Below are 22,615 nucleotides of genomic sequence, written 5' to 3' on the forward strand. Positions count from 1 at the left end.
GCGGCGTTACAGGCGCGAGCGGAACGGCTCCAGCCCGTCGGTGTGCTTGGCCAGAATGTCGAGATACTCCTGGTTCTCGAAATTCATCTCTACGCCCTGCTCCATCGCCTCTTTCATGCCGGCGTTGCGTGCCGCGATCCACGCGTCCATCTTCTCGATGGCCTCGTTGTTCCAGGCATCGTCTTCTTCGGTCCACGCCCCGATTTCACGCAGGTATTTCACCGTGCCTTCGTGCACCGGGATCGGGTTGGCATCCAGGAAGTTGCGGAAATGCTCCAGCGACATGCGGGTCGCCAGCGCGTGCGATCCTTTGTAGTTGTCGTGGGATTCATTCATCCACTTCGCCATGTTATAGACGAAATCCTCTTCTGCGGTGACCGGCACGGCATAGACGAAGTTCGACGTCATGGACTCGACACCCTTGGCGGTGCTCACCCCCATAGAGATGGTCGAGGGGATCGTCATGGGGCGGTAGCTCAGGTAGCCGTCCCAGCCTTCTGTGTTGGCCGGGTCCATCGGCAGCCAGCGAATGCCACCCGGTGCGCCCTCCATTTCGGACAGGACGGAAGAGATCGGTGAGCAATAGGCCACATCGGACTTCCCCTCGACAACCGAACGACAGTTTTCACCGTAGCTGGAGGCCGGGACGAATTCGATCTTTTCCTGCGCTTCCTCGGGCGTCATGCCGATAAAGGCAGGCAGGGCCTGGGTGATCGCCGCGACGATTGCGGGCGAGAACACGCCAGAGGTCACACGCACGCCGCCTTTGCCGATGTCTTCAAGGCTTTGCAGCTCGGAATCGCCAGCCACAACAAAGCCCCAAGGCGTGTCGTTGTGGTGCCACAGGATCCGCTGCGGCATGGGTTTCGCCGCGGCGTAGCCGCCGACCCCTTCCGCTTGCAACGCCATTTCCGACGCTGCAACCGACGCGATCGACACGTCTTCGCGGTCGGTCAAACGTTTGTAGCGCATGGGCTCGCTGTCTTCGGGAACGATCCGCACGGTGGTGCCGGTTTCTTTTTGCAACGCAGGCCCCCAACCGTTGGTCGAGGCAAAGCTGCCTGTCGACGTGCCCGGCGTGGCAATCACGAGCATGCGCGGCCACTCATACTCCTGCGCCATCGCGACGCCCGAAAGCGCCATCGATACCGCAAAGGACCCGACAGCGGCCTTGGCAAAACGTGTCATATTCTTCATGTGGTCTCTCTCCCTGTTGTACATCTTTGGATTGTTCGGGATCGCAGAATCACAGGCACCGCAAAAGCTGCGGATGCCCGTGCGCAGGACGCAGATGTGATCTTTGCAGATGTCACGCAGCACCTCCCAATGCTTGTCGCGACGCGTCCGGTACGACCCGTAAAACGGGCCAGAAAACGCATCCCCCCGAGTGTCGGCCCCCTCCTCCCGAGGGTATCCGACTCAATCTGTCAATCAGCCTAGGGGCAAGATATTTTGATGCCAATACCGCAGAACAGAACTTGATACCGCAGCCACGCGGGGTCTTTGCGCGATCACCCCTAGTTTGCTGATGCCAAAGGGTTAACGCCGCAGAATATGGGAAATGTGACGTTACGTTGCTTTGGGTTACGAGGCGTTGTTTCGGCTGACAAGCGTCAGGAGGGCTGTCCAAACCGCGCCCGTTTTGCCCAGAATTGCGCCACCTTTGATTGAATATTTTGCGGCTTGCACCGTTTGCCGAACTTGGCTACGCCTAAGGCAACGACGCTGCACACCCCCACGGGGGGCGCAGTTCCAACATCTATCCGTCGGGGTGCCCTAGGGGGCTGAGAGGTGCGTGCACCGACCCGTCGAACCTGATCCGGGCAATACCGGCGTAGGGAACGGGTATCTTTGTGCAACGGCCTTAGGCCCACGCCACAAAGCTCATTCTTGCGTCTGCTTGCCCACCACCGAAAGGCGAGCATGTGACCAAGACGACCCCCATTTCCCTGACCATCGCCGGATCCGACAGCGGCGGCGGTGCCGGTATTCAGGCCGATATCAAGGCGATGTCGGCCAATGGTGTCTATGCCGCCAGCGTGATCACCGCCGTGACCGCGCAGAACACGCGCAGCGTCAGCGCCGTGCACGAGATCCCCGCCCCCATCGTCGCGGCCCAGATCGATGCGGTGCTGTCCGATCTTTCGGTGCAGTCGATCAAACTGGGCATGTTGTTTTCTCCGCAGATTATTCAGGCGGTGGCATCCGCGCTGTCCGCGTTTCGGGGGGCCGTCGTGGTCGATCCGGTGATGATCGCAAAATCCGGCGATGCGCTGTTGCAGGAAGACGCCGTCGCAGCGCTGGTCGCGGATATCCTGCCGCGCGCCGATCTGCTGACCCCCAACCTGCCCGAAGCCGCCCGCCTGTTGAACCAGCCCGAGGCTGACAGCGCCGACCAAATGGTCACGCAAGCCCGTGCGCTGCTCAAGATGGGGCCGAAGGCGGTGCTGATGAAGGGCGGCCATAGCGCGGGCAATATCTGTAGCGACGCGCTGGTCACCGCAGAGCGTGTCACATGGCTCAGCGCGCCTCGCATCGACACGCGCAATACCCACGGGACGGGATGCACCTACGCCGCGGCCATCGCCGCGGGGCTGGCCCACGGCAACCCCCTTGGCGCGGCGGTACAGGCCGCCCATGACTATCTGCACCGCGCCATCATCGCCGCGGATCAACTTGAGGTCGGCACGGGCCACGGGCCAGTGCATCACTTCCACGCGGTCTGGTCATGACGCAGGTCACCATCATCGGCGCGGGCGTCGCGGGGCTGTGTACCGCGCGTGTTTTGCTGGATCGCGGGATGCGCGTGCATCTGATCGACCGCGCCCGCCAGCCCGGCCCGCAAGGGTGTTCTTGGTGGGCTGGCGGCATGCTCGCCCCGTTTTGTGAAGGCGAAAGCGCCGAGGAACCCGTGATCCGGCTGGGCCAAAGGGCGGCGGATTGGTGGGTGCAGCGCACCACATCGCTGCACCGACGCGGGTCGCTTGTGATCTCTCCGGCGCGGGACAGCAGCGATCTGACCCGCTTTGCGCGCCGCACGACAAGCTACCAAACCCTGACCGGCGCAGAGATCGCGGCGCTTGAACCCGACCTTGGCGACCGCTTTGCCAAAGCGCTCTATTTCCAGACCGAGGCCCACCTGTCGCCCCGCATTGCGCTGGCAGAGCTGTGGCGCGGGCTGGTGGCCGATGGGGCCAGTTTCGAACAGGGCGAGGCCGATCCCGAAACGCTGGCGCAAGACGGCACCGTCGTTGATTGCCGCGGCTATCACGCGCGCGCCGATCTGCCTGAGTTGCGCGGGGTGAAAGGGGAAATGGCGCTGCTGTCCTGCCCCGACATCGAGATCACCCGCCCCATCCGCGTGCTGCACCCACGTGTGCCGATCTACCTCGTGCCGCGCGGTGACGGGATTTACATGCTCGGGGCCACAATGGTCGAAGGCCGCGCCGGTGCCCATGCCAGCGTGCGGTCCGTGCTTGAACTGCTGAGCGCGGCCTACGCACTGTCCCCCGCCTTTGGCGAGGCCGAGATCCTAGAGATCGGCGTCGACAGCCGCCCCGCCTTCCCCGACAACCTGCCGCGCATCGAACGGCAGGGCAATCTGATCCGCGCCAACGGTCTGTATCGCCACGGTTTCCTGCTCGCCCCCGCGCTGGCGACCATGGTGGCTGACCTGATCCTTGACGCCAAAACACCGGAGATTTTCCATGAAACTACAGCTTAACGGTGCCCCGCTCGACAGCGACGCGCCCACGCTTGCCGCACTGCTAGAGGCCGAAGGATTTGGCGGCGCGAAAGTCGCTACGGCCGTCAATGGCAGCTTTATCCCCGCCAGCCTGCGGGCCAGCCACCCCCTGACCTCCGGCGACAGCATCGAAGTGCTCGCCCCCATGCAGGGAGGCTAAGATGCGCCCCTTTTACGGAGAAACCCTTGCCAATGGTCTGATGCTGGGCACCGCGCAATACCCCTCTCCCAAGGTGCTGTCAGACGCCTTTGCGCGCAGCGGGGCGGCGGTGGCGACGGTATCGCTGCGGCGCGAAAGCGGACGGGATCGCGCCGGTCAGGACTTCTGGGAACTGATCCGCGCGCTTGACGTCCATGTGCTGCCCAACACCGCCGGATGTCACAGCGTCAAAGAGGCCGTCACCACCGCCCATATGGCCCGCGAGGTATTCGACACACGCTGGATCAAGCTCGAGGTCATCGGCGAGGAGGACACGTTGCAGCCCGATGTCTTCGGTCTGGTCGAGGCCGCCCGCATCCTGAGCGAGGACGGGTTTCAGGTCTTTCCCTACACCACCGAAGACCTTGTGGTCGCGGATAGATTGCTGCGGGCGGGCTGCGAGGTGCTGATGCCCTGGGGCGCGCCCATCGGGTCGGGGATGGGGCTGAACAACCTTTTCGGGCTGCGCGCCATGCGTGCGCATTTTCCTGACGTGCCGCTGGTGATCGACGCGGGCATCGGCCTGCCCTCACACGCCGCACAGGCGATGGAACTGGGGTTTGACGCGGTGTTGCTGAACACCGCTGTCGCCAAAGCCGGTGATCCCGCCGCCATGGCCGAAGCCTTTGCCACCGCGATCCGCGCCGGACAGCTTGCCGCCGAGGCGGACCCGATGCCGCCCCGCGATATGGCCGCGCCCTCTACCCCCCTGATCGGAAAGGCGTTTCTGGAATGACCCTTGACCGTTTCTACCCGATCTTCGACAGCGCCGCCTGGCTGGAGCGGCTGGTGCCCCTTGGCATCAAACTGGTGCAACTGCGGATCAAGGACACGCCCGCCCCTGCCCTGCGGCGCGACATCCGGCAGGCCAAGGCGATCTGCGCCAAGCACGACTGTACCCTCGTCATCAACGATCACTGGCGTATCGCGCTCGACGAAGGGTGTGATTTTATCCATCTGGGACAAGAGGATCTGGACAGCGCCGACCTCACCGCCATCCGCGATGCGGGTGCACGTTTGGGCATTAGTACCCACGACAAGGCCGAACTGACCCGCGCCCTGGACCTGCGCCCCGATTATATCGCCCTCGGCCCGATCTACCCGACGATCCTGAAGCAGATGAAGTGGCACGCGCAGGGGCTGGACCGTCTGCGCGACTGGCGTGAGCGGGTGGGGCAGACCCCGCTTGTGGCCATCGGTGGCATGTCGGTCGACCGCGCGGCGGGTGCCTTTGACGCCGGTGCCGATTGCGTCGCGGCGGTGACCGACATCACCCTGAACCCCTCGCCCGAGGATCGCATCACCGCATGGCTGGGGGCAACCCGATGACCCGCTATGCCCGCCAGATGATCCTGCCGCAGGTCGGCCCATCGGGCCAAGAGGCGCTGGCGGCGGCACGGGTGGTGGTGGTCGGCGCGGGCGGGCTGGCGGCGCCTGTTCTGCCCCTGCTGGCAGGGGCCGGTGTGGGGCATATCACGCTGGTGGACGGTGATGACGTGGCCCTGTCGAACCTGCACCGCCAGACGCTCTTTACCGAAGCCGATATCGGCACGCCCAAGGTCACCGCCGCCGCCCGCGCCCTAACCGCGCGCAACAGCGCGTGCACCGTGGTGGCCCACCCCGTGACCCTTGGGCCGGATACCGTGGCAAAGCTGTGCCATGATGCGATGCTCGTGCTGGATTGCGCCGACAGCTTCGCAGCAAGCTATGTGCTATCGGATCACTGCCTGAACGCGGGTCTGCCCTTGATCAGCGCCTCGGCCCTTGGGTTTGGCGGCTATGTCGGCGGGTTCTGCGGCGGCGCGCCGTCGCTGCGGGCGGTGTTCCCCGATCTGCCGGACCGCGCGGCGAGCTGTGACACGGCGGGGGTGATGGGGCCGGTTGTCGCCACGATCGGTGCCGCACAAGCACAGATGGCGCTGGCTTGCCTGCTTGGACTGTCGCCGTCCCCTTTGGGGCAATTGATCAGCTTTGATCTCGCCTCCTATCGTTCTGGCGGCTTCCGCTTTGATACCGCGCCGGAGCCCGACCACGGTTTCGGATTTGTCGCGCCCTCGCAGATCCGCGCAAGCGATTGGGTCGTCGATCTGCGTGGGCCGGATGAGGCTCCCACAGCCGCGACACCCACAGCGCGGCGCATCACCCTGCCCGATTTTCTTTCCACCGTTCCCCGCCCCACACATCAGCCCCGCGCGGTGATCGCCTGCCGTTCGGGCCTGCGCGCGTGGCAGGCGGCGACCCATCTGGCCAGCTACTGGCATGGCCCCATTACCCTGCTCGCCATGGGCGAGCCTTCCCCGTTGAAAGGACAAACCGATGAAACTTCGTAACATTCTGGCCGCGCTGGCGCTGACCTCTGGCCCGGCGCTGGCGCAGGACGAGATGGTCTTGCTGCTGGACTGGTTCGTGAACCCCGACCACGGGCCGATCATCGTGGCGCAGGAAAAAGGGTACTTCGCCGAACAGGACCTGAGCGTAGAGGTCATCGCCCCCGCTGATCCCTCCGACCCGCCCAAGCTGGTCGCCGCAGGCAAGGCGGATCTTGCGATTTCCTATCAGCCGCAGTTGCACCTGCAAATCCACGAAGGTCTGCCCCTGCAACGGGTCGGTACGCTGGTGGCCACGCCGCTGAACTGCCTGCTGGCGCTGACCGATGGTCCCATCGCCTCTCCTGCGGATCTGGCAGGCAAAAAGGTCGGATTCTCTGTCGGCGGTGTCGAAGAGGCCGTGCTTGGCGCGATCCTGACCCATCACGGGCTGTCACTGGATGATGTGGAGCTGGTAAACGTCAACTGGTCGCTGTCACCGTCGTTGATGTCCGGTCAGGTGGATGCGGTCATCGGGGCCTTCCGCAATTTCGAGCTGAACCAGATGGATATCGAAGGCGTCGATGGTACCTGCTTCTACGTCGAGGAAGAGGGCCTGCCACCGTATGACGAGCTGATCTACGTCGCCAACCGCGACACGATGGACAAGGACATGATCGCGCGGTTTCTGGCCGCGACCGAGAAAGCGACGCAATATATCGTCAACCACCCCGAGGAAAGCTGGGAGGTTTTCGCCGCCACCTCTGCCGATCTGCAGGACGAGTTGAACGCCCGCGCGTGGAAAGATACGCTGCCCCGTTTCGCCCTGCGCCCCACGGCGATGGATGCCGGACGCTACGCCACATTCGAGACGTTCTTGCATGACGCGGGTCTGATCCCCGACATCTCGCCCGTGTCGACCATCGCCATCGATGTGACCGCCCGATGACCGCGCCGGACTATGGCCGCAGCTTCGCGATTTGGCGCGCTGCTGCGGCGGAGGAGTGGCAAGACTATACCCACCATGCCTTTGTCGAAGGGCTGCGAGACGGCAGCCTGCCGCGCCATTGCTTTGTGAACTATCTGATCCAAGACTATGTTTTCCTTGTGCATTTCTCTCGCGCTTGGTCGATGGCGGTGGTCAAATCGGAAACGATGGAAGAGATGAAGACCTGCGCCGCCACGGTGGATGCGCTGGTCAATCACGAGATGGCGCTGCATATCCGCACCTGTGCTGCGGCGGGTATCGACGAAGCGGCGCTTTTCACCGCGACGGAAGCCCCCGCCAACCTCGCCTATACCCGCTATGTGCTGGATGCCGGGATGCAGGGGGATTTCCTTGATCTGATGGCGGCGCTGCTGCCTTGCGTCATGGGCTATGGGGAGATCGGGCAGCGCCTGGCCCAGACCTGCAGCGCCGACACGCCCTATGCCGAGTGGATCGAGACCTACGCCGACCCCGACTATCAGGCGCTGTGCCAGACGGTGGGCGCGATGGTCGACGCGGCGGTTGCGCGGCGGATCGGTGACCTTGAAACCGCCCCCCGTCGCACGGCACTGCAAAACCGCTTTTCCACGGCCACACGGCTAGAGGTCGGCTTTTGGCAGATGGGGCTGGACCTGCCATGACCCCACCGCCCACGCTGCGTCTGACGGGACAACACCGGATTGACGCGCGCCCCCTGTTTGACATGGATATGACCCTCGCCGCGGGGGCGTGGACCTGCTTGCTCGGCCCGTCGGGGGTGGGCAAATCCACGGTGTTGCGGCTGCTGCTGGGGCTTGAGACGGGCGGCGCGTTTGACGGCACGATCACCGCCTCTGACGGGCAACCACTGGCGGGGCGGATCAGCTATATGGCGCAATCCGACCTGCTGTTACCGTGGCTTACGGTGATCGAAAACATCATGATCGGCGACCGGCTGCGGGGGACCACGCCTGACAGAGGCCGTGCCTCCGCCATGCTTGAACGGGTCGGCCTGCAGGATCATGCCCATAAGAAACCCGCCGCCTTGTCGGGCGGCATGCGGCAGCGGGCAGCGCTGGCGCGGACCTTGCTGGAGGATCGCGCGGTGGTCTTTCTGGACGAGCCATTCTCGGCACTTGATGCGGGCACCCGTGCCGCGATGCAAGAGCTCGCGGCAGAGCTGTTGCACGGGCGGACCGTGCTGCTGGTCACCCATGATCCTGCAGAGGCGGCGCGGCTGGCCGACCACATCCTGATCCTTTCGGCCACCGGCGTGCAAAGCTGGCCCGTCCCCGCGCTTCGGGCACCGCGCCCCGTCACCGCGCCCGAGGTTTGGGCCTGCCAAAGCGCCCTGCTGTCCCATCTGCGGGGGGTGCCTGCATGAGGCGATACGACATACCGCTTGCGATCCTGCTGGGGCTTGGCCTTTGGCAGGCCGCGGTGCTGCTGACCGACGCGCCGCACTATATCCTGCCCTCGCCGTGGCGCGTGGCGCAGGCGGCCTATCGCGCCCGTGAGACGCTGATCGAGAACGCATGGGTCACTACCGTCGAGGTGCTGCTGGGGCTGCTGATCGGCACCGCCTTGGGGGCTGTTACCGCGATCCATCTGGCGCTGTCCAAAACGGCAGAGCGTTTGCTGCTGCCGCTGCTGGTCTTTACCCAAGCCGTGCCGGTTTTCGCGCTGGCCCCATTGCTGACGCTGTGGTTCGGCTATGGCATGGGGTCCAAGATCGTGATGGCGGTGTTGATCATCTATTTCCCAGTGACATCTGCCTTTCACGACGGGCTGACCCGCGTGCCTGATGGCTACCGCGATCTGGCGCAATCGATGGGGGCGCGGCCGTTGCGGTTCATGCGCTACGTGCAAATCCCCCACGCGCTGCCAAGCCTTGCGACGGGGCTGCGGCTGGCGGCGGTCTATGCGCCGATCGGGGCGGTGATTGGCGAATGGGTCGGCGCGTCAAAGGGGCTGGGCTATCTGATGCTGCTGGCCAATGGCCGCGCCAAGATCGACCTGATGTTCGCCGCGTTGATCATGCTCGCCTGTTTGACGGTGCTGTTGCATCTATCTGTCGGGCTGCTGGCGCAACGACTGACCCGCTATGCCGAAGGGCGCAGCGAAAGCGGGATCACGCGCAGCACCCGCGCGTGATCCATACGACTTGCTATTCCGCGTTCGGCCGCACCCGCGCGCCGCTTTTGTCAGCAAAGGCCGCAAGGCGGGCGCGCGCGTCAGGCTGCGTATTGACCACACCGGCGACCACGGCTTCGGCATAGGCGGCATCCATTGCCGACATATTCTGCATATGGCTCACCGCGCTACAGATCGCAAAGTTCGACAGCGGCAGGTTCTGCGCCGCCTTGCGCGCCAGTTCCATCGCCTTGTCCATGCTGGACCCTTCGACGATATACTGCGCAAGGCCCAGATCGACGGCCTCTTGCCCCTGATAGACGCGCCCGGTGAGCATCATATCGATCATCCGCGCTTTGCCGACCAGATCAGTCACACGGATCGTAGCCCCCCCGCCGGTGAACAGCCCGCGCTGGCCTTCGGGAAGCGCGAAATACGCGCTTTGGTCCATCACCCGCACATGGGCAGAGCTGGCAAGCTCTAGCCCGCCGCCGACAACGGCCCCTTGCAATGCTGCGATCACGGGCACGCCGCCGTATTCCATCTTGTTGAACGCCTCGTGCCAGCGCAAACAGACGTGCATGAAATCGGCGGGGCTGCGGTCTTCGTCATGGTGTTCGATCAGATCAAGCCCGGCGCAAAAGTGATCCCCCGCGCCTGCCAGTACCACTGCACGTACACCAGCGCGCGGTGCGGCGGAAAAGAAGGTGACCAGCTCCTCGATCGTGTCGATGTCCAGGGCATTGCGTTTGGTGGGACGGTTCAGGGTCACCACCCAGACGCCATCGTCATGCGCCTTGATGTCCAGGTTACGGTAGCTGGTCGGATCAATCTGAACGGCCATGTGAATTCCTCCTCCTATGGGGCCGGCAATTGTGGTCGGCCCCGGTGCCTTGCTGCTGCAAGGGCTTGCTGAATATATGCAAAAGGCTCTCCCACCTTTTACGTGAATGTGCATTGAGTAGCGCGCCAAACACAGCCCGTCTATCGGTCATCCGCCGATTTCAGCGCGGTGACTTCCCCAAGGGCAACGGAGGCGCGAGGATTCGGCCCGTCGCACTCTGCCAAAGGCGGCAAAACCGTTTGAAAACGCAATGTTACCGTGTGAATCCGCGCCAATCCGGGGCGTCGTCAGAAAAAAATCGAAAATAATCACCGGGGCGGCAAAAATGGGGTTGAACCCCGGCTGAACCTTGGGGTAGTAGAGCGCTACCGGGTCGTTAGCTCAGTTGGTAGAGCGCTTCGTTTACACCGAAGATGTCGGGAGTTCGAGCCTCTCACGACCCACCACTCCACCACCACAATTCAGTTCTACCAACGCAACCTGCGCCGACGGCGACGGGGTTTTATGCGTTTGATGTCAAGGGATTGCCTGCGCAGCCTGTGGCATCAACAAGACAAAGACCTTGATACGACAAAGCCCCTCACCAAGGTGAAGGGCTACTGCGGGCGTCGTAGCTTTGCGCCGGAGATCTTGAGCGATTTTCGCCCTCAGTCGTCGGGTTGATCAGCGGTATCGCCGCCGCCCTGCCCCTGTGTCACCTGCCGCACTTTGACGCGGATCATCTTGCCGTTTTTCAACTCTTTCTCGTTGATCACTTTCAGCTTGCCGAACGGCGGCAGGTTCAGCTCGCGGCTGTCCGACAGTGCTTCGCCCAATACGGCGAGCATGGCATCAACGACGGGTTTCGCATCGCGCTTTTTCACGCCCGACCTTTCGACCACTGTGTCGATCAGCTCTTTCTTGCGCATCACGGGGCCGAGGATCACAGGGCGCGGTGCTTCGACCACAGCAGGTGCTGCGGCGGTGTCGGGTGCGGCTGGTTTAGGCGTTGTGGTTTTCTTGGGCGTGGTCATTTGACGTCTCGTCCGTTGGGGAGGTTTCATCAAACCCTAGCGGGGCCACCGGGGGAAATCCAGCGGTGCTTGGGGATGACGCAGTCCTGCGCGAAAATTGGGGACGTGCCCACGAAAAAGGCCGCCCCGAAGGGCGGCCTGATGTCGGTTGGATCGTTGTTTAATGCGCTGTGGCGCTATCGCCTGCAGCGTTGCGACGGGCCAGCGCGGCGGCTGCGGCGGCATCTTCTGCCTCCTGATCCCATTCGATCGCTTCGGGCTCGCGGACCAGCGCATGTTTCAGCACCTCGGACACGTGTTTGACGGGAATGATGGTCAACCCTTCTTTCACGTTATCCGGGATATCCGGCAGGTCCTTTTCGTTCTCGGTCGGGATGAGAACCGTTGTGATCCCACCACGCAGCGCCGCCAACAGCTTCTCCTTCAAGCCGCCGATTGGCATCGCATTCCCGCGCAAGGACACCTCCCCCGTCATCGCGATATCGCGGCGCACGGGGATCTGGGTCAGCACCGACACGATCGATGTCACCATCGCCAGACCGGCAGAGGGGCCATCTTTCGGTGTCGCACCATCGGGCACGTGGACGTGGATATCTAGCGTGTCGAACTTGGGCGGCTTCACCCCGATCTTGGGGCTGATCGACCGCACATAGCTGCTGGCCGCGTCGATGGATTCCTTCATCACATCGCCAAGCTTACCGGTGGTTTTCATCCGACCTTTACCCGGCAGGCGCAGGGCTTCGATCTGCAACAATTCGCCCCCAACCGAAGTATAGGCCAATCCGGTCACGACGCCGATCTGATCCTCAAGCTCGGCCAAGCCGTAGCGGTGCTTTTTCACGCCGAGGAAATCCTCGATGTTGTCGCCCGTTACGGTAATCTCGTCGGCTTCCTTCTTGACGATCTTGGTCAGCGATTTCCGCGCAACCTTGGCGATCTCGCGCTCAAGATTCCGCACGCCGGCCTCGCGGGTATAGTAGCGGATCATGCTGGTCAACGCACTGTCTTCAATGGCAAATTCCTTTGCCTTCAGACCGTGGTTCTTGACCTGCTTGGCCACAAGGTGCTGTTTCGCGATCTCGCGCTTCTCATCCTCGGTATAGCCAGACAGGGGGATAATCTCCATCCGGTCGAGCAAAGGCCCGGGCATGTTATAGCTGTTCGACGTGGTCAGGAACATGACATTCGACAGATCGTATTCCACTTCCAAGTAGTGGTCGACGAATGTGCCGTTCTGTTCCGGATCAAGCACCTCGAGCATGGCCGATGCGGGGTCGCCACGGAAATCCTGACCCATCTTGTCGATTTCGTCGAGCAAGATAAGCGGGTTCGTGGTTTTCGCCTTTTTCAGCGCCTGAATGATCTTGCCGGGCATGGACCCAATGTAGGTCCGGCGGTGACCGCGGATCTCGGATTCGTCACGCACGCCCCCTAGCGAGATGCGAATAAATTCGCGCCCCGTCGCCTTGGCAACAGACTTCCCAAGCGATGTTTTACCCACACCGGGAGGGCCGACAAGGCACATGATCGGGCCTTTCAGCTTGCTGGAGCGTTGTTGCACGGCAAGATATTCGACGATGCGTTCTTTAACCTTTTCAAGGCCATAGTGATCATCATCCAGCACCTGCTGTGCCTTGGCGAGGTCTTTCTTGGTGCGCGACTTCACGCCCCACGGGATCGACAGGATCCAGTCGAGGTAGTTGCGCACCACGGTGGCCTCGGCAGACATGGGCGACATGTTCTTGAGCTTCTTCAGCTCGGCGTCGACTTTTTCCTTGGCCTCTTTGCTCAGCTTGGTGTCCGCGATGCGGGCTTCCAGTTCGGCGACTTCATTCTTGCCGTCTTCACCATCGCCAAGCTCGTTCTGAATGGCTTTCATCTGCTCGTTCAGATAGTACTCGCGCTGCGTCTTCTCCATCTGGGATTTGACGCGGGTCTTGATCTTTTTCTCGACCTGCAGAACGGACATTTCGCCCTGCATCAGCCCGTATACTTTCTCGAGCCGCTCGGAGACGGACAGGGTTTCAAGCAGGTCTTGTTTCTGCTCGACCTCGATGCCGAGATGCCCCGCGACCAGATCGGCCAGACGTGCAGGCTCGGACGCTTCGGTCACCGCCGACAGCGCTTCCTCGGGGACGTTCTTCTTGACCTTGGAATAACGCTCAAACTCTTCGGCGACGGACTTCAGCAGCGCCTGAGTGGTGGTCTCGTCACCGGGCTCTTCCGTCAGATATTCGGCAGAGGCTTCAAAGAAGCTATCGTTTTCAAGGTATTCCGTGATGCGCACCCGCGCCTGACCCTCGACCAACACCTTCACGGTGCCGTCGGGCAGCTTCAGCAGTTGCAACACATTCGCCAGGACGCCGGTGTTGAAAATACCATCGGAATCGGGGTCGTCCACGCCGGGGTCAATCTGGCTCGACAGCAGGATCTGCTTGTCATCGGCCATAACTTCTTCGAGGGCGCGCACAGATTTATCGCGGCCCACGAAAAGCGGTACAATCATGTGGGGGAACACCACAATATCGCGCAAAGGCAATACCGGGTAGGACGCGTTCAGAGGCTCTAACATGCTCTTTTCCTTATACTGCAAGATGACACTGGCCCCTATCTTAGGCGACCGTTCGTTCATCTCCTGTTCTGAGTAGGATATCTGGGGACCCTACCCGCCTGTTTCAATCCCCATGATGCTGTGATCCGTTCGTATGCGGGCCATCTGGCGTAAGGGTCGCCCTAGAATGAACCGCCACCGGCGGACAGACAAGCGCGGATCGTATGATTATCCGCGAAAACCGCCAAGAACCATGGTTAACCGGCCCGAATGACAAAAAACGGGCCGGATATGTGCTTTTTCGCGTTTAACGAGCTTACTCTGCCGCGACCTCTTCGAGGAAGGGATAATCGGTATAGCCCTCTTCGCCACCGGCATAGAAGGTTTTCGTATCCCCCTCGTTCAGCGGTGCGTTAAGTTCCAGCCGTTTTGCCAGATCGGGGTTGGCGATATAAGGCCGGCCAAAGGCCACCAGATCAGCTTTGCCGCTGGCCACGGCATCGATCGCCATGTCGCGGTCATAAAGGTTATTTGCCATGTAGACGCCGTTGAACAGCGACCGCAGCTTGCCAAGGTCTTCGCCGCTGTCCAAATCGCGCGACTGGCCGGTCGAGCCTTCGACCATGTGCAGATAGGCGAGATTGTATTTGTTCAGCGCATCCACGACGTAGGTGAACGTCTCTTGCGGGTCCTCATCCGCGATGCCGTTCGCAGGCGAGAAAGGCGACAGGCGCAGGCCGACGTGATCGCCATCCCATGCGTTAACGACACCGTCCAAGACTTCGAACAGCAGCCGCGCGCGGTTCTCGACCGACCCGCCATAGGCGTCATCGCGTTTGTTGCTTGAGGTCTTGAGGAATTGGTCCAGCAGATAGCCGTTCGCCCCGTGGACCTCGACCCCGTCAAAGCCTGCCTTGCGCGCCATCTTGGTCGCGTGGACATAATCAGCGACAATGCGTGGCATCTCGTCCAACTCCAAGGCGCGCGGTTCAGATGTCGGGGTCATACCGTCTTTGGTAAAGGTCTTCACCTCTGCCGCGATGGCCGAGGGGGCGACGGGCTTTTGTCCGTCAGGCTGGATGTCCACATGGCTGATCCGGCCTACGTGCCACAGCTGGATCACGATCTTGCCGCCCTTGGCGTGCACCGCGTCCGTCACCTTTTTCCAGGCAGCAACCTGCCCCTCGGTGTAGATGCCGGGGGTTTTGATGTAGCCTTTGCCTTCGGCGCTGATCTGGGACGCTTCGGTGATGATGATCCCGGCACCGGCGCGCTGCGCGTAGTATTCGACGTGCATGTCGCCGACTTCGCCACTGTCGTCATTGGCGCGGCTGCGGGTCAGCGGGGCCATCACAATACGGTTCGCGGCCTCGATGCCACCGACCTTCAGGGGGGTGAATAATGCCTCGGTCATGGAAAACTCCTTTGCGGTGTTGTTTCTTGTCTACAGCACCTAACCTTCCGCCCCGTCATCGCAAGGACGGGGCGAAAGGTTTATTCCATTCACCGCAGAGTTTTCCTAAAGCGGGTCGATGTCGCCTTGGGCACGCTGGCTATGAAAATCAGCCTGCCAGGCGTCAAATGTCCCCGCCGCAATCGCGTCGCGCATACCCGCCATGATTTCCTGGAAATAATGCAGGTTATGCCATGTCAGCAGCATCCCCGAGATCATTTCCTGACTACGGAACACATGGTGCAGATAGGCGCGGCTGTAGTTCGAGCACGCAGGGCATGTGCAGGCTTCGTCCAGCGGACGCGGGTCATCGGCGTGGCGTGCGTTCTTGATGTTCACAACGCCGTGACGCGTGAACACCTGCCCCGTCCGGCCAGAGCGTGAGGGCAAAACGCAGTCCATCATATCGATCCCGCGCGCCACGGCCCCGACGATATCATCCGGCTTGCCCACCCCCATCAGATAGCGTGGCCGGTCCACGGGCAGCATATCGGTGGCGAAGTCGAGACAGCCGAACATCGCCTCTTGCCCCTCGCCCACGGCAAGGCCGCCCACAGCGTAGCCGTCAAAGCCCACGTCGATCAGCGCTTTGGCGCTTTCCTCGCGGAAGTCACGTTCCAGCCCGCCCTGCTGGATACCAAAGAGCGCATGGCCCGGACGGTCGCCAAAAGCCTCGCGGCTGCGCTTGGCCCACCGCATCGACATCCGCATCGAGTCCGCGATACGCGCGCGATCCGCAGGCAGCGCGGGACATTCGTCAAAGCACATGACGATATCGGAGCCGAGCAGCTTTTGAATCTCCATCGACCGTTCGGGGGTCAGTTCGTGTTTCGACCCGTCCACATGGCTTTTGAAGGTCACGCCCTTTTCCGTCAACTTGCGCAGCCCCGACAGGCTCATCACCTGAAACCCGCCGGAATCGGTGAGGATCGGCTTGTCCCAGTTCATGAACTTGTGCAGCCCGCCCAAACGGTCGATCCGTTCGGCAGTGGGGCGCAGCATCAGGTGATAGGTATTGCCCAGCAGGATATCCGCACCGGTCGCGGCGACGCTTTCGGGCATCATGGCCTTGACCGTGGCAGCCGTGCCCACAGGCATGAAGGCCGGCGTGCGAATATCCCCCCGCGGGGTAGAGATGACACCGGTACGCGCCGCACCATCGCGGGCCTGAAGATCGAACGAGAATTTTTTCATGACTGCGGCTATAAGATGTCCCCCGCATAGGCGCAATCGCGCAGTTTAGCCGCGCGTTCCACAAGGCTGTCATGGAAGCACCGTAAATCTGCGCTATGTCCAGCCGGAACCGCCGGGGCGCTGCCCCGGACCCCGGGATTTATGCCATTTGGAAGCCCGTGTCGTGGCTTGAGTAGACGCAGGCGACCTGCTAGGCGGCGGGATGATTTAGCTGTGCCGGAGTGCGTGACATGCAAGAATTGACGTTTGGCTGGGAAGAATGGGTCGCCCTTCCCGAATTGGGGCTTCCCGCGATCAAGGCAAAGATCGACACCGGCGCGCGCACATCGGCGCTGCACGCCCATGACATCGAAGTCTTTGGCCCCGCGTCCAAGCCCAAGGTCCGGTTCAACGTGCATCCTGTGGCTGGCAACGAAGACATCACCATCACCTGCTCCGCGCCCATCATTGACCGGCGCGAGGTCACCTCGTCGAATGGCGAGGCAGAGCTGCGCTATGTCATCTCGACCAAGATGGATGTCGCAGGGCAAAGCTGGCCGATTGACGTGACCCTGACCAACCGTGCGGGCATGACCAGCCGCATGTTGCTGGGCCGTCAGGCGCTGACAGATCACATCACCATCTCGCCCACCGAGAAACGGTTGCAACCGGATCTGAGCTATGACGTCTACCATACCGCCGCTGTGCGCCACCGCGCGCCCAAACGCGCGTTGCGGGTCGCCGTGCTGAGCCGTGAAGCCAGCAACTATTCCACCTCGCGTCTGGTCGAAGTCGGCGAGGCCCGTGGCCATACTGTCGAAGTGATCGATACCACCCGTTGCTATATGGCGATCAACGCCATGGCCCCCGAAGTGCATTACGATGGCAAACGTCTGCCGCGCTATGACGCGGTGATCCCACGGATCGGTGCCTCGGTCACGCCCTATGGCTGTGCGGTGATCCGGCAGTTCGAAACTATCGGGACCTACTGCGTCAACGGCTCTGCCGGTATCCTTTCAAGCCGCGACAAGCTGCATGCGCATCAGGTCTTGGCGTCGAAAAAAATCGGCATGCCGACCACCGCTTTTGCCGCCTCGCCCAAGGACACGTCGAACCTCATGGCACTGGTAGGCACCGCGCCGCTCATCGTGAAACTGCTGGAATCCACCCAAGGCAAAGGTGTGGTGCTGGCCGAGACCAAGAAGGCCGCGGAATCCGTCATTGATGCCTTCCGCGGGCTTAAGGCAAACTTTCTTGTGCAGGATTTCGTCAAGGAAGCCGCGGGCGAGGATCTGCGTTGTCTTGTGGTGGATGGCAAGGTCGTGGCCGCGATGAAGCGCACCGGCGCGGATGGCGATTTCCGCTCCAACCTGCACCGTGGCGGCACCGCTCAGGTCGTGCGCATCACCAAGGTTGAACGCGACACCGCCCTGCGCGCGGCACGGGCCTTTGGCCTGGGCACGGCCGGTGTGGATCTGCTGCGGTCGGACAGCGGGCCAAAGGTGCTTGAGGTCAACAGCTCTCCCGGGTTCGAAGGGATCGAGAAAGCCACCGGCAAGGATATTGTCGGCATGGTCTATGATATGATCGAAGCGCGGGTAAAGCCGCAGCCGGTGCGCAAGCGCAAAGCTTAAGTTCCGCATTGGATCGCGGGTCCGCCCTCTGGACGGTGCCCGCTGCAATCCCTATATAAACGATAAGAAAAAGGAGCGAGGCCCTGATGACCGACAGCACACAACCTCTTGAAGGCACCCCTCTGATTGCGCCCTCGTCAACGGATCATCCGCTGTACGAGCAGATCACCGAAGCCTGCCGCACTGTTTATGACCCTGAGATTCCGGTGAATATCTATGAGCTGGGGTTGATCTACACGATCGACATCAACGCGGAAAACGAGGTCAACATCAAGATGTCCCTCACCGCGCCCGGCTGCCCCGTCGCAGGCGAGATGCCCGGCTGGGTCGCCGATGCGGTCGAACCCCTGCCCGGCGTGAAAACCGTCGACGTGGAACTGGTCTGGGAGCCACCATGGGGCATGGATATGATGTCTGACGAAGCCCGTCTTGAACTGGGCTTCATGTAAGCCGATAGGCTGAAACCGGGGCGCGTTTCACGTCCCGGTTGATTTTACATGAGTTTCACGCAATGGTCGCATCATTGTAACATAGGGTAGCCACACCGCTGCCAGATGATTTTATTTGGAGCGATCATGCGACTAACTACTGCCCTTACAGCTTTGGCTTTGGCCCCCACCGCGCTGCTGGCCGACGCCCACAGCACCCCCGTCCCTGTCGAATACGGTGCCCGTCCTGCCTATCTGGTGGACAAGCTTCCCGATGGCGACCTCAAGGACAAGCTGGCGTCCTGCATGGGCCAGACCGCGTCCAAATCCGATTTCTCCATCGGGCACCGCGGCGCGCCGCTGATGTTCCCAGAGCATACCGTACAGTCAAACGTTGCCGCCGCCCGCCAGGGTGCAGGCATTCTGGAATGCGACGTGACCTTTACCGCCGATCACGAACTGGTCTGCCGTCACGCGCAGAACGATCTGCACACCACCACCAATATCCTCGTCTCCGATCTGGCCGAGAAATGCACCACCGGCTTCACCGCGGCTGCGGGCGATGAGGGTGCCAGCGCGGAATGCCGCACCTCGGATATCACCTTGGCAGAGTTCCGTACCCTGACGCCCAAAATGGACAGCGCCGACGCCACCGCCACCACCGCCGAAGACTATCAGGGCGGCGTAGCCAGCTTCCGCACCCAGCTCTACAGCGACGGTGCCGATCTGATGACCCACGCGGAATCGATCGAGCTGTTCAAGTCCCTCGGCGCGAAATTCACACCCGAGCTCAAGTCCCCTTCGGTCGAGATGCCCCATGACGGCTTCAGCCAGGAAGACTATGCGCAGAAGATGATCGACGAATACAAAGCCGCGGGCATCCCTGCCTCGGACGTTTGGGCGCAGTCGTTCAACCTGGATGACGTGCTTTACTGGATCAAGGCAGAGCCCGAGTTCGGCAAACAGGCCGTCTATCTCGTGGAATGGAGCGAAGGGTTCGACGAACAGGACCCCAGCACCTGGACACAGGATTTCGCCCAGCTGAAAGAGCAAGGCGTGCAATATCTGGCCCCGTCGCTGAACATGCTGCTGACCAACAAAGACGGCGCACTGGCCGCCTCTGACTATGCCAAGAAAGCCAGCGAAGCCGGTTTGAACCTGATCGCCTGGACGCTCGAACGCTCCGGTCCGCTGTCCACGGGCGGTGGCTGGTATTTCCAATCCGTTGGCGACATCATCACCGACGACAGCGACTATCTGGTCGCGCTGGACGTGCTGGCACAGGACGCTGGCGTCAAGGGGGTCTTCTCTGACTGGCCCGCAACCGTCACCTACTATGCCAACTGCATGGGCCTGTAACCTACGGGGTTTGATCCGGCGCAATCGCGCGTGACGACATGGGCCGTCCCTTCGGGGGCGGCCTTTCGCTATTGTGCATCCCCCCGCTTGAGAAACCCCGCGAAAGCCCTTATCTTGTCGGTAACAGGAGTATTCAGCATGTTCGCAATCCCAGGCAAGCAAGCCGTCACCATCACCCCCAAAGCCGCCAATCAGATCACCAAGCTGATGACATCCGCCGGCCACGCCGGTCTGCGCATCGGCATCAAGAAGGGTGGCTGCGCCGGCATGGAATATACGATGGAGTATGTGAACGAGGCCGACGCCAATGACGAGGTCGTCGAACAGGACGGCGCGCGTGTGATGATCGCGCCAATGGCGCAGATGTTCCTTTTCGGCACCGAGATCGATTATGAAACCTCGCTGCTGGAATCCGGCTTCAAGTTCCGCAATCCCAATGTGACCGAAGCCTGCGGCTGCGGCGAATCCATCAAATTCGGCTAACGGTATCGCGCCGCGCTGGCGGGGCGTGACCCAAGCTTGCCGTTGCCCTGTCGGGGTGGCGCTGGTATCCCTTTGAAAAACCACATGAAGGATTTGCATATGCGCCGCAAGCTTGCCGCTGGAAACTGGAAGATGAACGGCACGCTGGCCGGTCTCGACATGCTGGCCGATGTGGCCGCTGCAATGGACAGCACCGGTGCAGAGGCGGTGATCTGCCCGCCCGCCCCCTACCTTCTACCAGCGGTGACCAAGGCCCAAGGCACCCCCGTCGGCATCGGCGCGCAGGATTGCCACGCAGAGCCGAAAGGTGCCTTCACTGGCGATATCTCTGCCTCGATGATCAAGGAGGTCGGCGCGACCTATGTGATCCTCGGCCATTCCGAGCGTCGCGATGCCTATGGCGAAACGGATGCCGACGTTGCGGCCAAGGCGCAGGCCGCTTGGAACGCGGGGCTGACGGCCATTATCTGCATCGGCGAAAGCGAGGCGGATCGCAGCGCGGGCACCACCCTGGATGTCATCGCCGAACAGCTTGCAGGCTCCCTGCCCGACGGCTGCACAGGCGAGAATACCGTCGTCGCGTATGAACCCATCTGGGCGATTGGCACCGGTAAAATCCCGACGCTTGACCAGATCGTCGAGGTGCATGACTTCATCCGCGCAACACTGGCCGAACGCTTTGGCACGGATGTCAGCGATGCGCTGCGGCTGCTGTATGGCGGCTCGGTCAAACCGGACAACGCGGCAGAGATCTTCAAGGTCGATAACGTGGACGGTGCCCTGATCGGCGGGGCGAGCCTTACACCCGCTGATTTCGTCCCGATCCTTCAGGCGCTCTCTGCCGCGTGATCTTCATTTTGCCAAATAAACTCATGGCATGACACACATAAAACGGCGGCGCATCCGATGGGGTGCGCCGCCTTTTTCGTTTCTTTCGTGATACAACGCCCTAGCGGGTGATGATCTCCGGCCCCATCATCAGGGTCGGCAGCCAGGTCGAGATGACCGGGATATAGGTCACCATCAGCAGGAAGATGAACAGCACCACGGTGAAGGGCAGCGCGGCCTTGACCACATTCATCATCGGCATATTCGCCACGCCCGAGGTCACAAAGAGGTTCAGACCCACCGGCGGGGTGATCATCCCGATTTCCATGTTTACCACCATGATGATCCCCAAGTGGATCGGGTCGATGCCCAGTTCAATCGCGATGGGGAAGACCAGCGGGGCGACGATGATCAACAGACCCGACGGCTCCATGAACTGCCCGCCAATCAGCAAGATCACGTTGACGATGACCAGGAACATGATCGGCCCGAAACCGGCGCTCAGCATCGCGGCAGAGATCTGCTGCGGGATCTGCTCGTCGGTCAGCACGTGCTTGAGGATCAGCGCATTGGCGATGATGAACATCAAGGTGACGGTCAGCTTGCCGGCCTCGAACAGCGTATCGCGGGTATCGCGGTGGAAGAAGACAGTGACCAGCGCCAAGGGCTTGCGCATCAGCGACAGGTTGCGTCCCTCGCCTTCGACGTGGAGCGGGCCCATATCGCGATAGACAAAGGCCGCGATAAAGAAGGCATAGACAGCAGCCACGGCAGCGGCTTCGGTCGGGGTAAAGATACCGCCATAGATACCGCCAAGGATGATCACGATCAGCATCAACCCCCAGCCCGCTTCACGCCCCGAGGCAAAGACCTCGCCCCAGCCGCGCCATTCGCCCTGTGGCAGCTTCTTGACCCGCGCCATAATGTAGATGGTCAGCATCAGCATGGTGCCCGCCATCAGACCGGGGATAACGCCCGCCAGGAACATCCGGCCCACAGAGACATCCGTGGCAGAGGCATAGACAACCATCACGATGGACGGCGGAATCAGGATGCCCAGGGTGCCCGCGTTGGCGATGACACCGGCGGCGAATTCCTTGGTGTAGCCGGTTTCCCGCATCCCCGCGATCACGATGGAGCCGATGGCAACGACCGTTGCAGGCGATGATCCCGACAGGGCGGCGAACAGCATACAGGCAAAGACACCCGCAATCGCCAGACCACCCGGAAAATGCCCGACCAGCGCGATAGAGAAACGGATGATCCGCTTGGCCACACCACCCGTCGACATGAAGGACGACGCCAGCACGAAGAACGGGATCGCGAGCAGCGTGTAGTGCCCCGCCATCGCCTGAAAGAAGGTCTGCGCGATGGACGCAAGCGAGCTGTCGGACAGCACCAGCAGAAAGACGATCGACGAGAAGCCGAGGCTGACGGCAATCGGAACGCCCAGCAACATCAGCCCGACGATCATGGTAAATAGGATAAGGACTTCCATG

General features: G+C 61.8%; 22 protein-coding genes, 1 tRNA gene and 1 riboswitch. Of the genes, 16 read left to right on the top strand and 7 right to left on the bottom strand.

Going from position 1 to position 22,615, the window contains the following annotated elements; genetic code table 11:
• Positions 1 to 6: 6 nt before the first annotated feature.
• The gene (locus ACNQ62_RS05555; protein ID WP_418094386.1) at positions 7 to 1,197 is read right to left on the bottom strand and encodes a TAXI family TRAP transporter solute-binding subunit; all 1,191 of its coding nucleotides are present in this window, start codon (positions 1,195 to 1,197) and stop codon (positions 7 to 9) included.
• Positions 1,198 to 1,757: 560 nt separating this feature from the next.
• Positions 1,758 to 1,858, top strand: a riboswitch (TPP riboswitch).
• A gap of 67 nt (positions 1,859 to 1,925) precedes the next feature.
• On the opposite strand from ACNQ62_RS05555, the gene thiD reads away from it, so the two are divergent.
• From thiD to ACNQ62_RS05605, 10 genes are read left to right on the top strand one after another with little or no spacing between them, the layout of a single operon-like run.
• The gene (thiD, locus tag ACNQ62_RS05560; RefSeq protein WP_418094387.1) at positions 1,926 to 2,732 is read left to right on the top strand and encodes a bifunctional hydroxymethylpyrimidine kinase/phosphomethylpyrimidine kinase; all 807 of its coding nucleotides are present in this window, start codon (positions 1,926 to 1,928) and stop codon (positions 2,730 to 2,732) included.
• Positions 2,729 to 3,724, top strand: coding sequence for an FAD-dependent oxidoreductase (locus ACNQ62_RS05565; RefSeq protein WP_418094388.1), 996 nt, complete (start codon positions 2,729 to 2,731; stop codon positions 3,722 to 3,724). The genes thiD and ACNQ62_RS05565 overlap by 4 nt, the downstream gene beginning before the upstream one ends.
• Complete coding sequence (gene thiS, locus ACNQ62_RS05570) at positions 3,708 to 3,905, top strand: sulfur carrier protein ThiS (RefSeq protein ID WP_289081788.1); 198 nt, start codon at positions 3,708 to 3,710, stop codon at positions 3,903 to 3,905. The genes ACNQ62_RS05565 and thiS overlap by 17 nt, the downstream gene beginning before the upstream one ends.
• A gap of 1 nt (position 3,906) precedes the next feature.
• Positions 3,907 to 4,680: a thiazole synthase gene (locus ACNQ62_RS05575; protein WP_005853073.1), complete on the top strand. Its 774-nt coding sequence runs from the start codon at positions 3,907 to 3,909 to the stop codon at positions 4,678 to 4,680.
• Positions 4,677 to 5,273 carry a thiamine phosphate synthase gene (locus tag ACNQ62_RS05580; RefSeq protein WP_340241057.1) on the top strand — a complete coding sequence of 199 codons (597 nt, stop codon included), beginning with the start codon at positions 4,677 to 4,679 and terminating at the stop codon, positions 5,271 to 5,273. The genes ACNQ62_RS05575 and ACNQ62_RS05580 overlap by 4 nt, the downstream gene beginning before the upstream one ends.
• Positions 5,270 to 6,274, top strand: a complete 1,005-nt coding sequence (locus ACNQ62_RS05585) for a ThiF family adenylyltransferase (RefSeq protein WP_418094389.1) — start codon at positions 5,270 to 5,272, stop codon at positions 6,272 to 6,274. Before ACNQ62_RS05580 ends, ACNQ62_RS05585 begins: the two co-directional genes overlap by 4 nt.
• The gene (locus ACNQ62_RS05590; RefSeq protein ID WP_005853063.1) at positions 6,261 to 7,199 is read left to right on the top strand and encodes an ABC transporter substrate-binding protein; all 939 of its coding nucleotides are present in this window, start codon (positions 6,261 to 6,263) and stop codon (positions 7,197 to 7,199) included. Before ACNQ62_RS05585 ends, ACNQ62_RS05590 begins: the two co-directional genes overlap by 14 nt.
• On the top strand, positions 7,196 to 7,879 hold the full coding sequence (gene tenA / locus ACNQ62_RS05595) for a thiaminase II (protein ID WP_418094390.1): 684 nt from the start codon (positions 7,196 to 7,198) through the stop codon (positions 7,877 to 7,879). The genes ACNQ62_RS05590 and tenA overlap by 4 nt, the downstream gene beginning before the upstream one ends.
• Positions 7,876 to 8,601 carry an ABC transporter ATP-binding protein gene (locus tag ACNQ62_RS05600; RefSeq protein WP_418094391.1) on the top strand — a complete coding sequence of 242 codons (726 nt, stop codon included), beginning with the start codon at positions 7,876 to 7,878 and terminating at the stop codon, positions 8,599 to 8,601. Before tenA ends, ACNQ62_RS05600 begins: the two co-directional genes overlap by 4 nt.
• A complete protein-coding gene (locus ACNQ62_RS05605; protein WP_132996723.1) occupies positions 8,598 to 9,371 on the top strand; it encodes an ABC transporter permease in 774 nt (257 codons plus the stop codon). The genes ACNQ62_RS05600 and ACNQ62_RS05605 overlap by 4 nt, the downstream gene beginning before the upstream one ends.
• Positions 9,372 to 9,384: 13 nt before the next feature.
• On the opposite strand, the gene ACNQ62_RS05610 is transcribed toward ACNQ62_RS05605, so the two are convergent.
• Positions 9,385 to 10,194, bottom strand: coding sequence for a crotonase/enoyl-CoA hydratase family protein (locus ACNQ62_RS05610; RefSeq protein ID WP_009826810.1), 810 nt, complete (start codon positions 10,192 to 10,194; stop codon positions 9,385 to 9,387).
• A 370-nt stretch (positions 10,195 to 10,564) separates the two neighbouring features.
• On the opposite strand from ACNQ62_RS05610, the gene ACNQ62_RS05615 reads away from it, so the two are divergent.
• Positions 10,565 to 10,640: transfer RNA gene (locus tag ACNQ62_RS05615), tRNA-Val, on the top strand.
• Positions 10,641 to 10,841: 201 nt separating this feature from the next.
• Here the strand turns inward: ACNQ62_RS05615 and ACNQ62_RS05620 are convergent.
• The 4 genes from ACNQ62_RS05620 to tgt all read right to left on the bottom strand — a co-directional run bounded on the left by ACNQ62_RS05620 (position 10,842) and on the right by tgt (position 16,405).
• Positions 10,842 to 11,207: an HU family DNA-binding protein gene (locus ACNQ62_RS05620; RefSeq protein ID WP_418094392.1), complete on the bottom strand. Its 366-nt coding sequence runs from the start codon at positions 11,205 to 11,207 to the stop codon at positions 10,842 to 10,844.
• A gap of 160 nt (positions 11,208 to 11,367) precedes the next feature.
• On the bottom strand, positions 11,368 to 13,779 hold the full coding sequence (lon, locus tag ACNQ62_RS05625; RefSeq protein ID WP_005853049.1) for an endopeptidase La: 2,412 nt from the start codon (positions 13,777 to 13,779) through the stop codon (positions 11,368 to 11,370).
• 295 nt (positions 13,780 to 14,074) lie between these two features.
• On the bottom strand, positions 14,075 to 15,172 hold the full coding sequence (locus ACNQ62_RS05630) for an alkene reductase (protein WP_418094393.1): 1,098 nt from the start codon (positions 15,170 to 15,172) through the stop codon (positions 14,075 to 14,077).
• A gap of 105 nt (positions 15,173 to 15,277) precedes the next feature.
• A complete protein-coding gene (gene tgt / locus ACNQ62_RS05635; protein WP_037944062.1) occupies positions 15,278 to 16,405 on the bottom strand; it encodes a tRNA guanosine(34) transglycosylase Tgt in 1,128 nt (375 codons plus the stop codon).
• A gap of 230 nt (positions 16,406 to 16,635) precedes the next feature.
• Here tgt and rimK point away from each other — a divergent pair, with 230 nt between their 5' ends.
• The 5 genes from rimK to tpiA all read left to right on the top strand — a co-directional run bounded on the left by rimK (position 16,636) and on the right by tpiA (position 21,137).
• Positions 16,636 to 18,018 (top strand): 30S ribosomal protein S6--L-glutamate ligase, encoded by a 1,383-nt coding sequence (gene rimK, locus ACNQ62_RS05640; protein ID WP_005853045.1) that lies wholly within the window; start codon positions 16,636 to 16,638, stop codon positions 18,016 to 18,018.
• Between the two features lie 86 nt (positions 18,019 to 18,104).
• Complete coding sequence (locus ACNQ62_RS05645; protein WP_005853043.1) at positions 18,105 to 18,467, top strand: SUF system Fe-S cluster assembly protein; 363 nt, start codon at positions 18,105 to 18,107, stop codon at positions 18,465 to 18,467.
• A 126-nt stretch (positions 18,468 to 18,593) separates the two neighbouring features.
• Positions 18,594 to 19,805, top strand: a complete 1,212-nt coding sequence (locus tag ACNQ62_RS05650) for a glycerophosphodiester phosphodiesterase family protein (protein WP_197145669.1) — start codon at positions 18,594 to 18,596, stop codon at positions 19,803 to 19,805.
• 138 nt (positions 19,806 to 19,943) lie between these two features.
• The gene (locus ACNQ62_RS05655; protein ID WP_005853040.1) at positions 19,944 to 20,288 is read left to right on the top strand and encodes a HesB/IscA family protein; all 345 of its coding nucleotides are present in this window, start codon (positions 19,944 to 19,946) and stop codon (positions 20,286 to 20,288) included.
• A gap of 99 nt (positions 20,289 to 20,387) precedes the next feature.
• Positions 20,388 to 21,137 (top strand): triose-phosphate isomerase, encoded by a 750-nt coding sequence (gene tpiA, locus ACNQ62_RS05660; RefSeq protein WP_418094394.1) that lies wholly within the window; start codon positions 20,388 to 20,390, stop codon positions 21,135 to 21,137.
• A 100-nt stretch (positions 21,138 to 21,237) separates the two neighbouring features.
• Here tpiA and ACNQ62_RS05665 read toward each other — a convergent pair whose 3' ends face one another.
• A complete protein-coding gene (locus ACNQ62_RS05665; protein WP_009826801.1) occupies positions 21,238 to 22,614 on the bottom strand; it encodes a TRAP transporter large permease in 1,377 nt (458 codons plus the stop codon).
• Position 22,615 lies beyond the last annotated feature (1 nt).

It is taken from the genome of Sulfitobacter sp. SBS6, assembly GCF_048285585.1.
Lineage (GTDB): Bacteria > Pseudomonadota > Alphaproteobacteria > Rhodobacterales > Rhodobacteraceae > Sulfitobacter > Sulfitobacter pontiacus.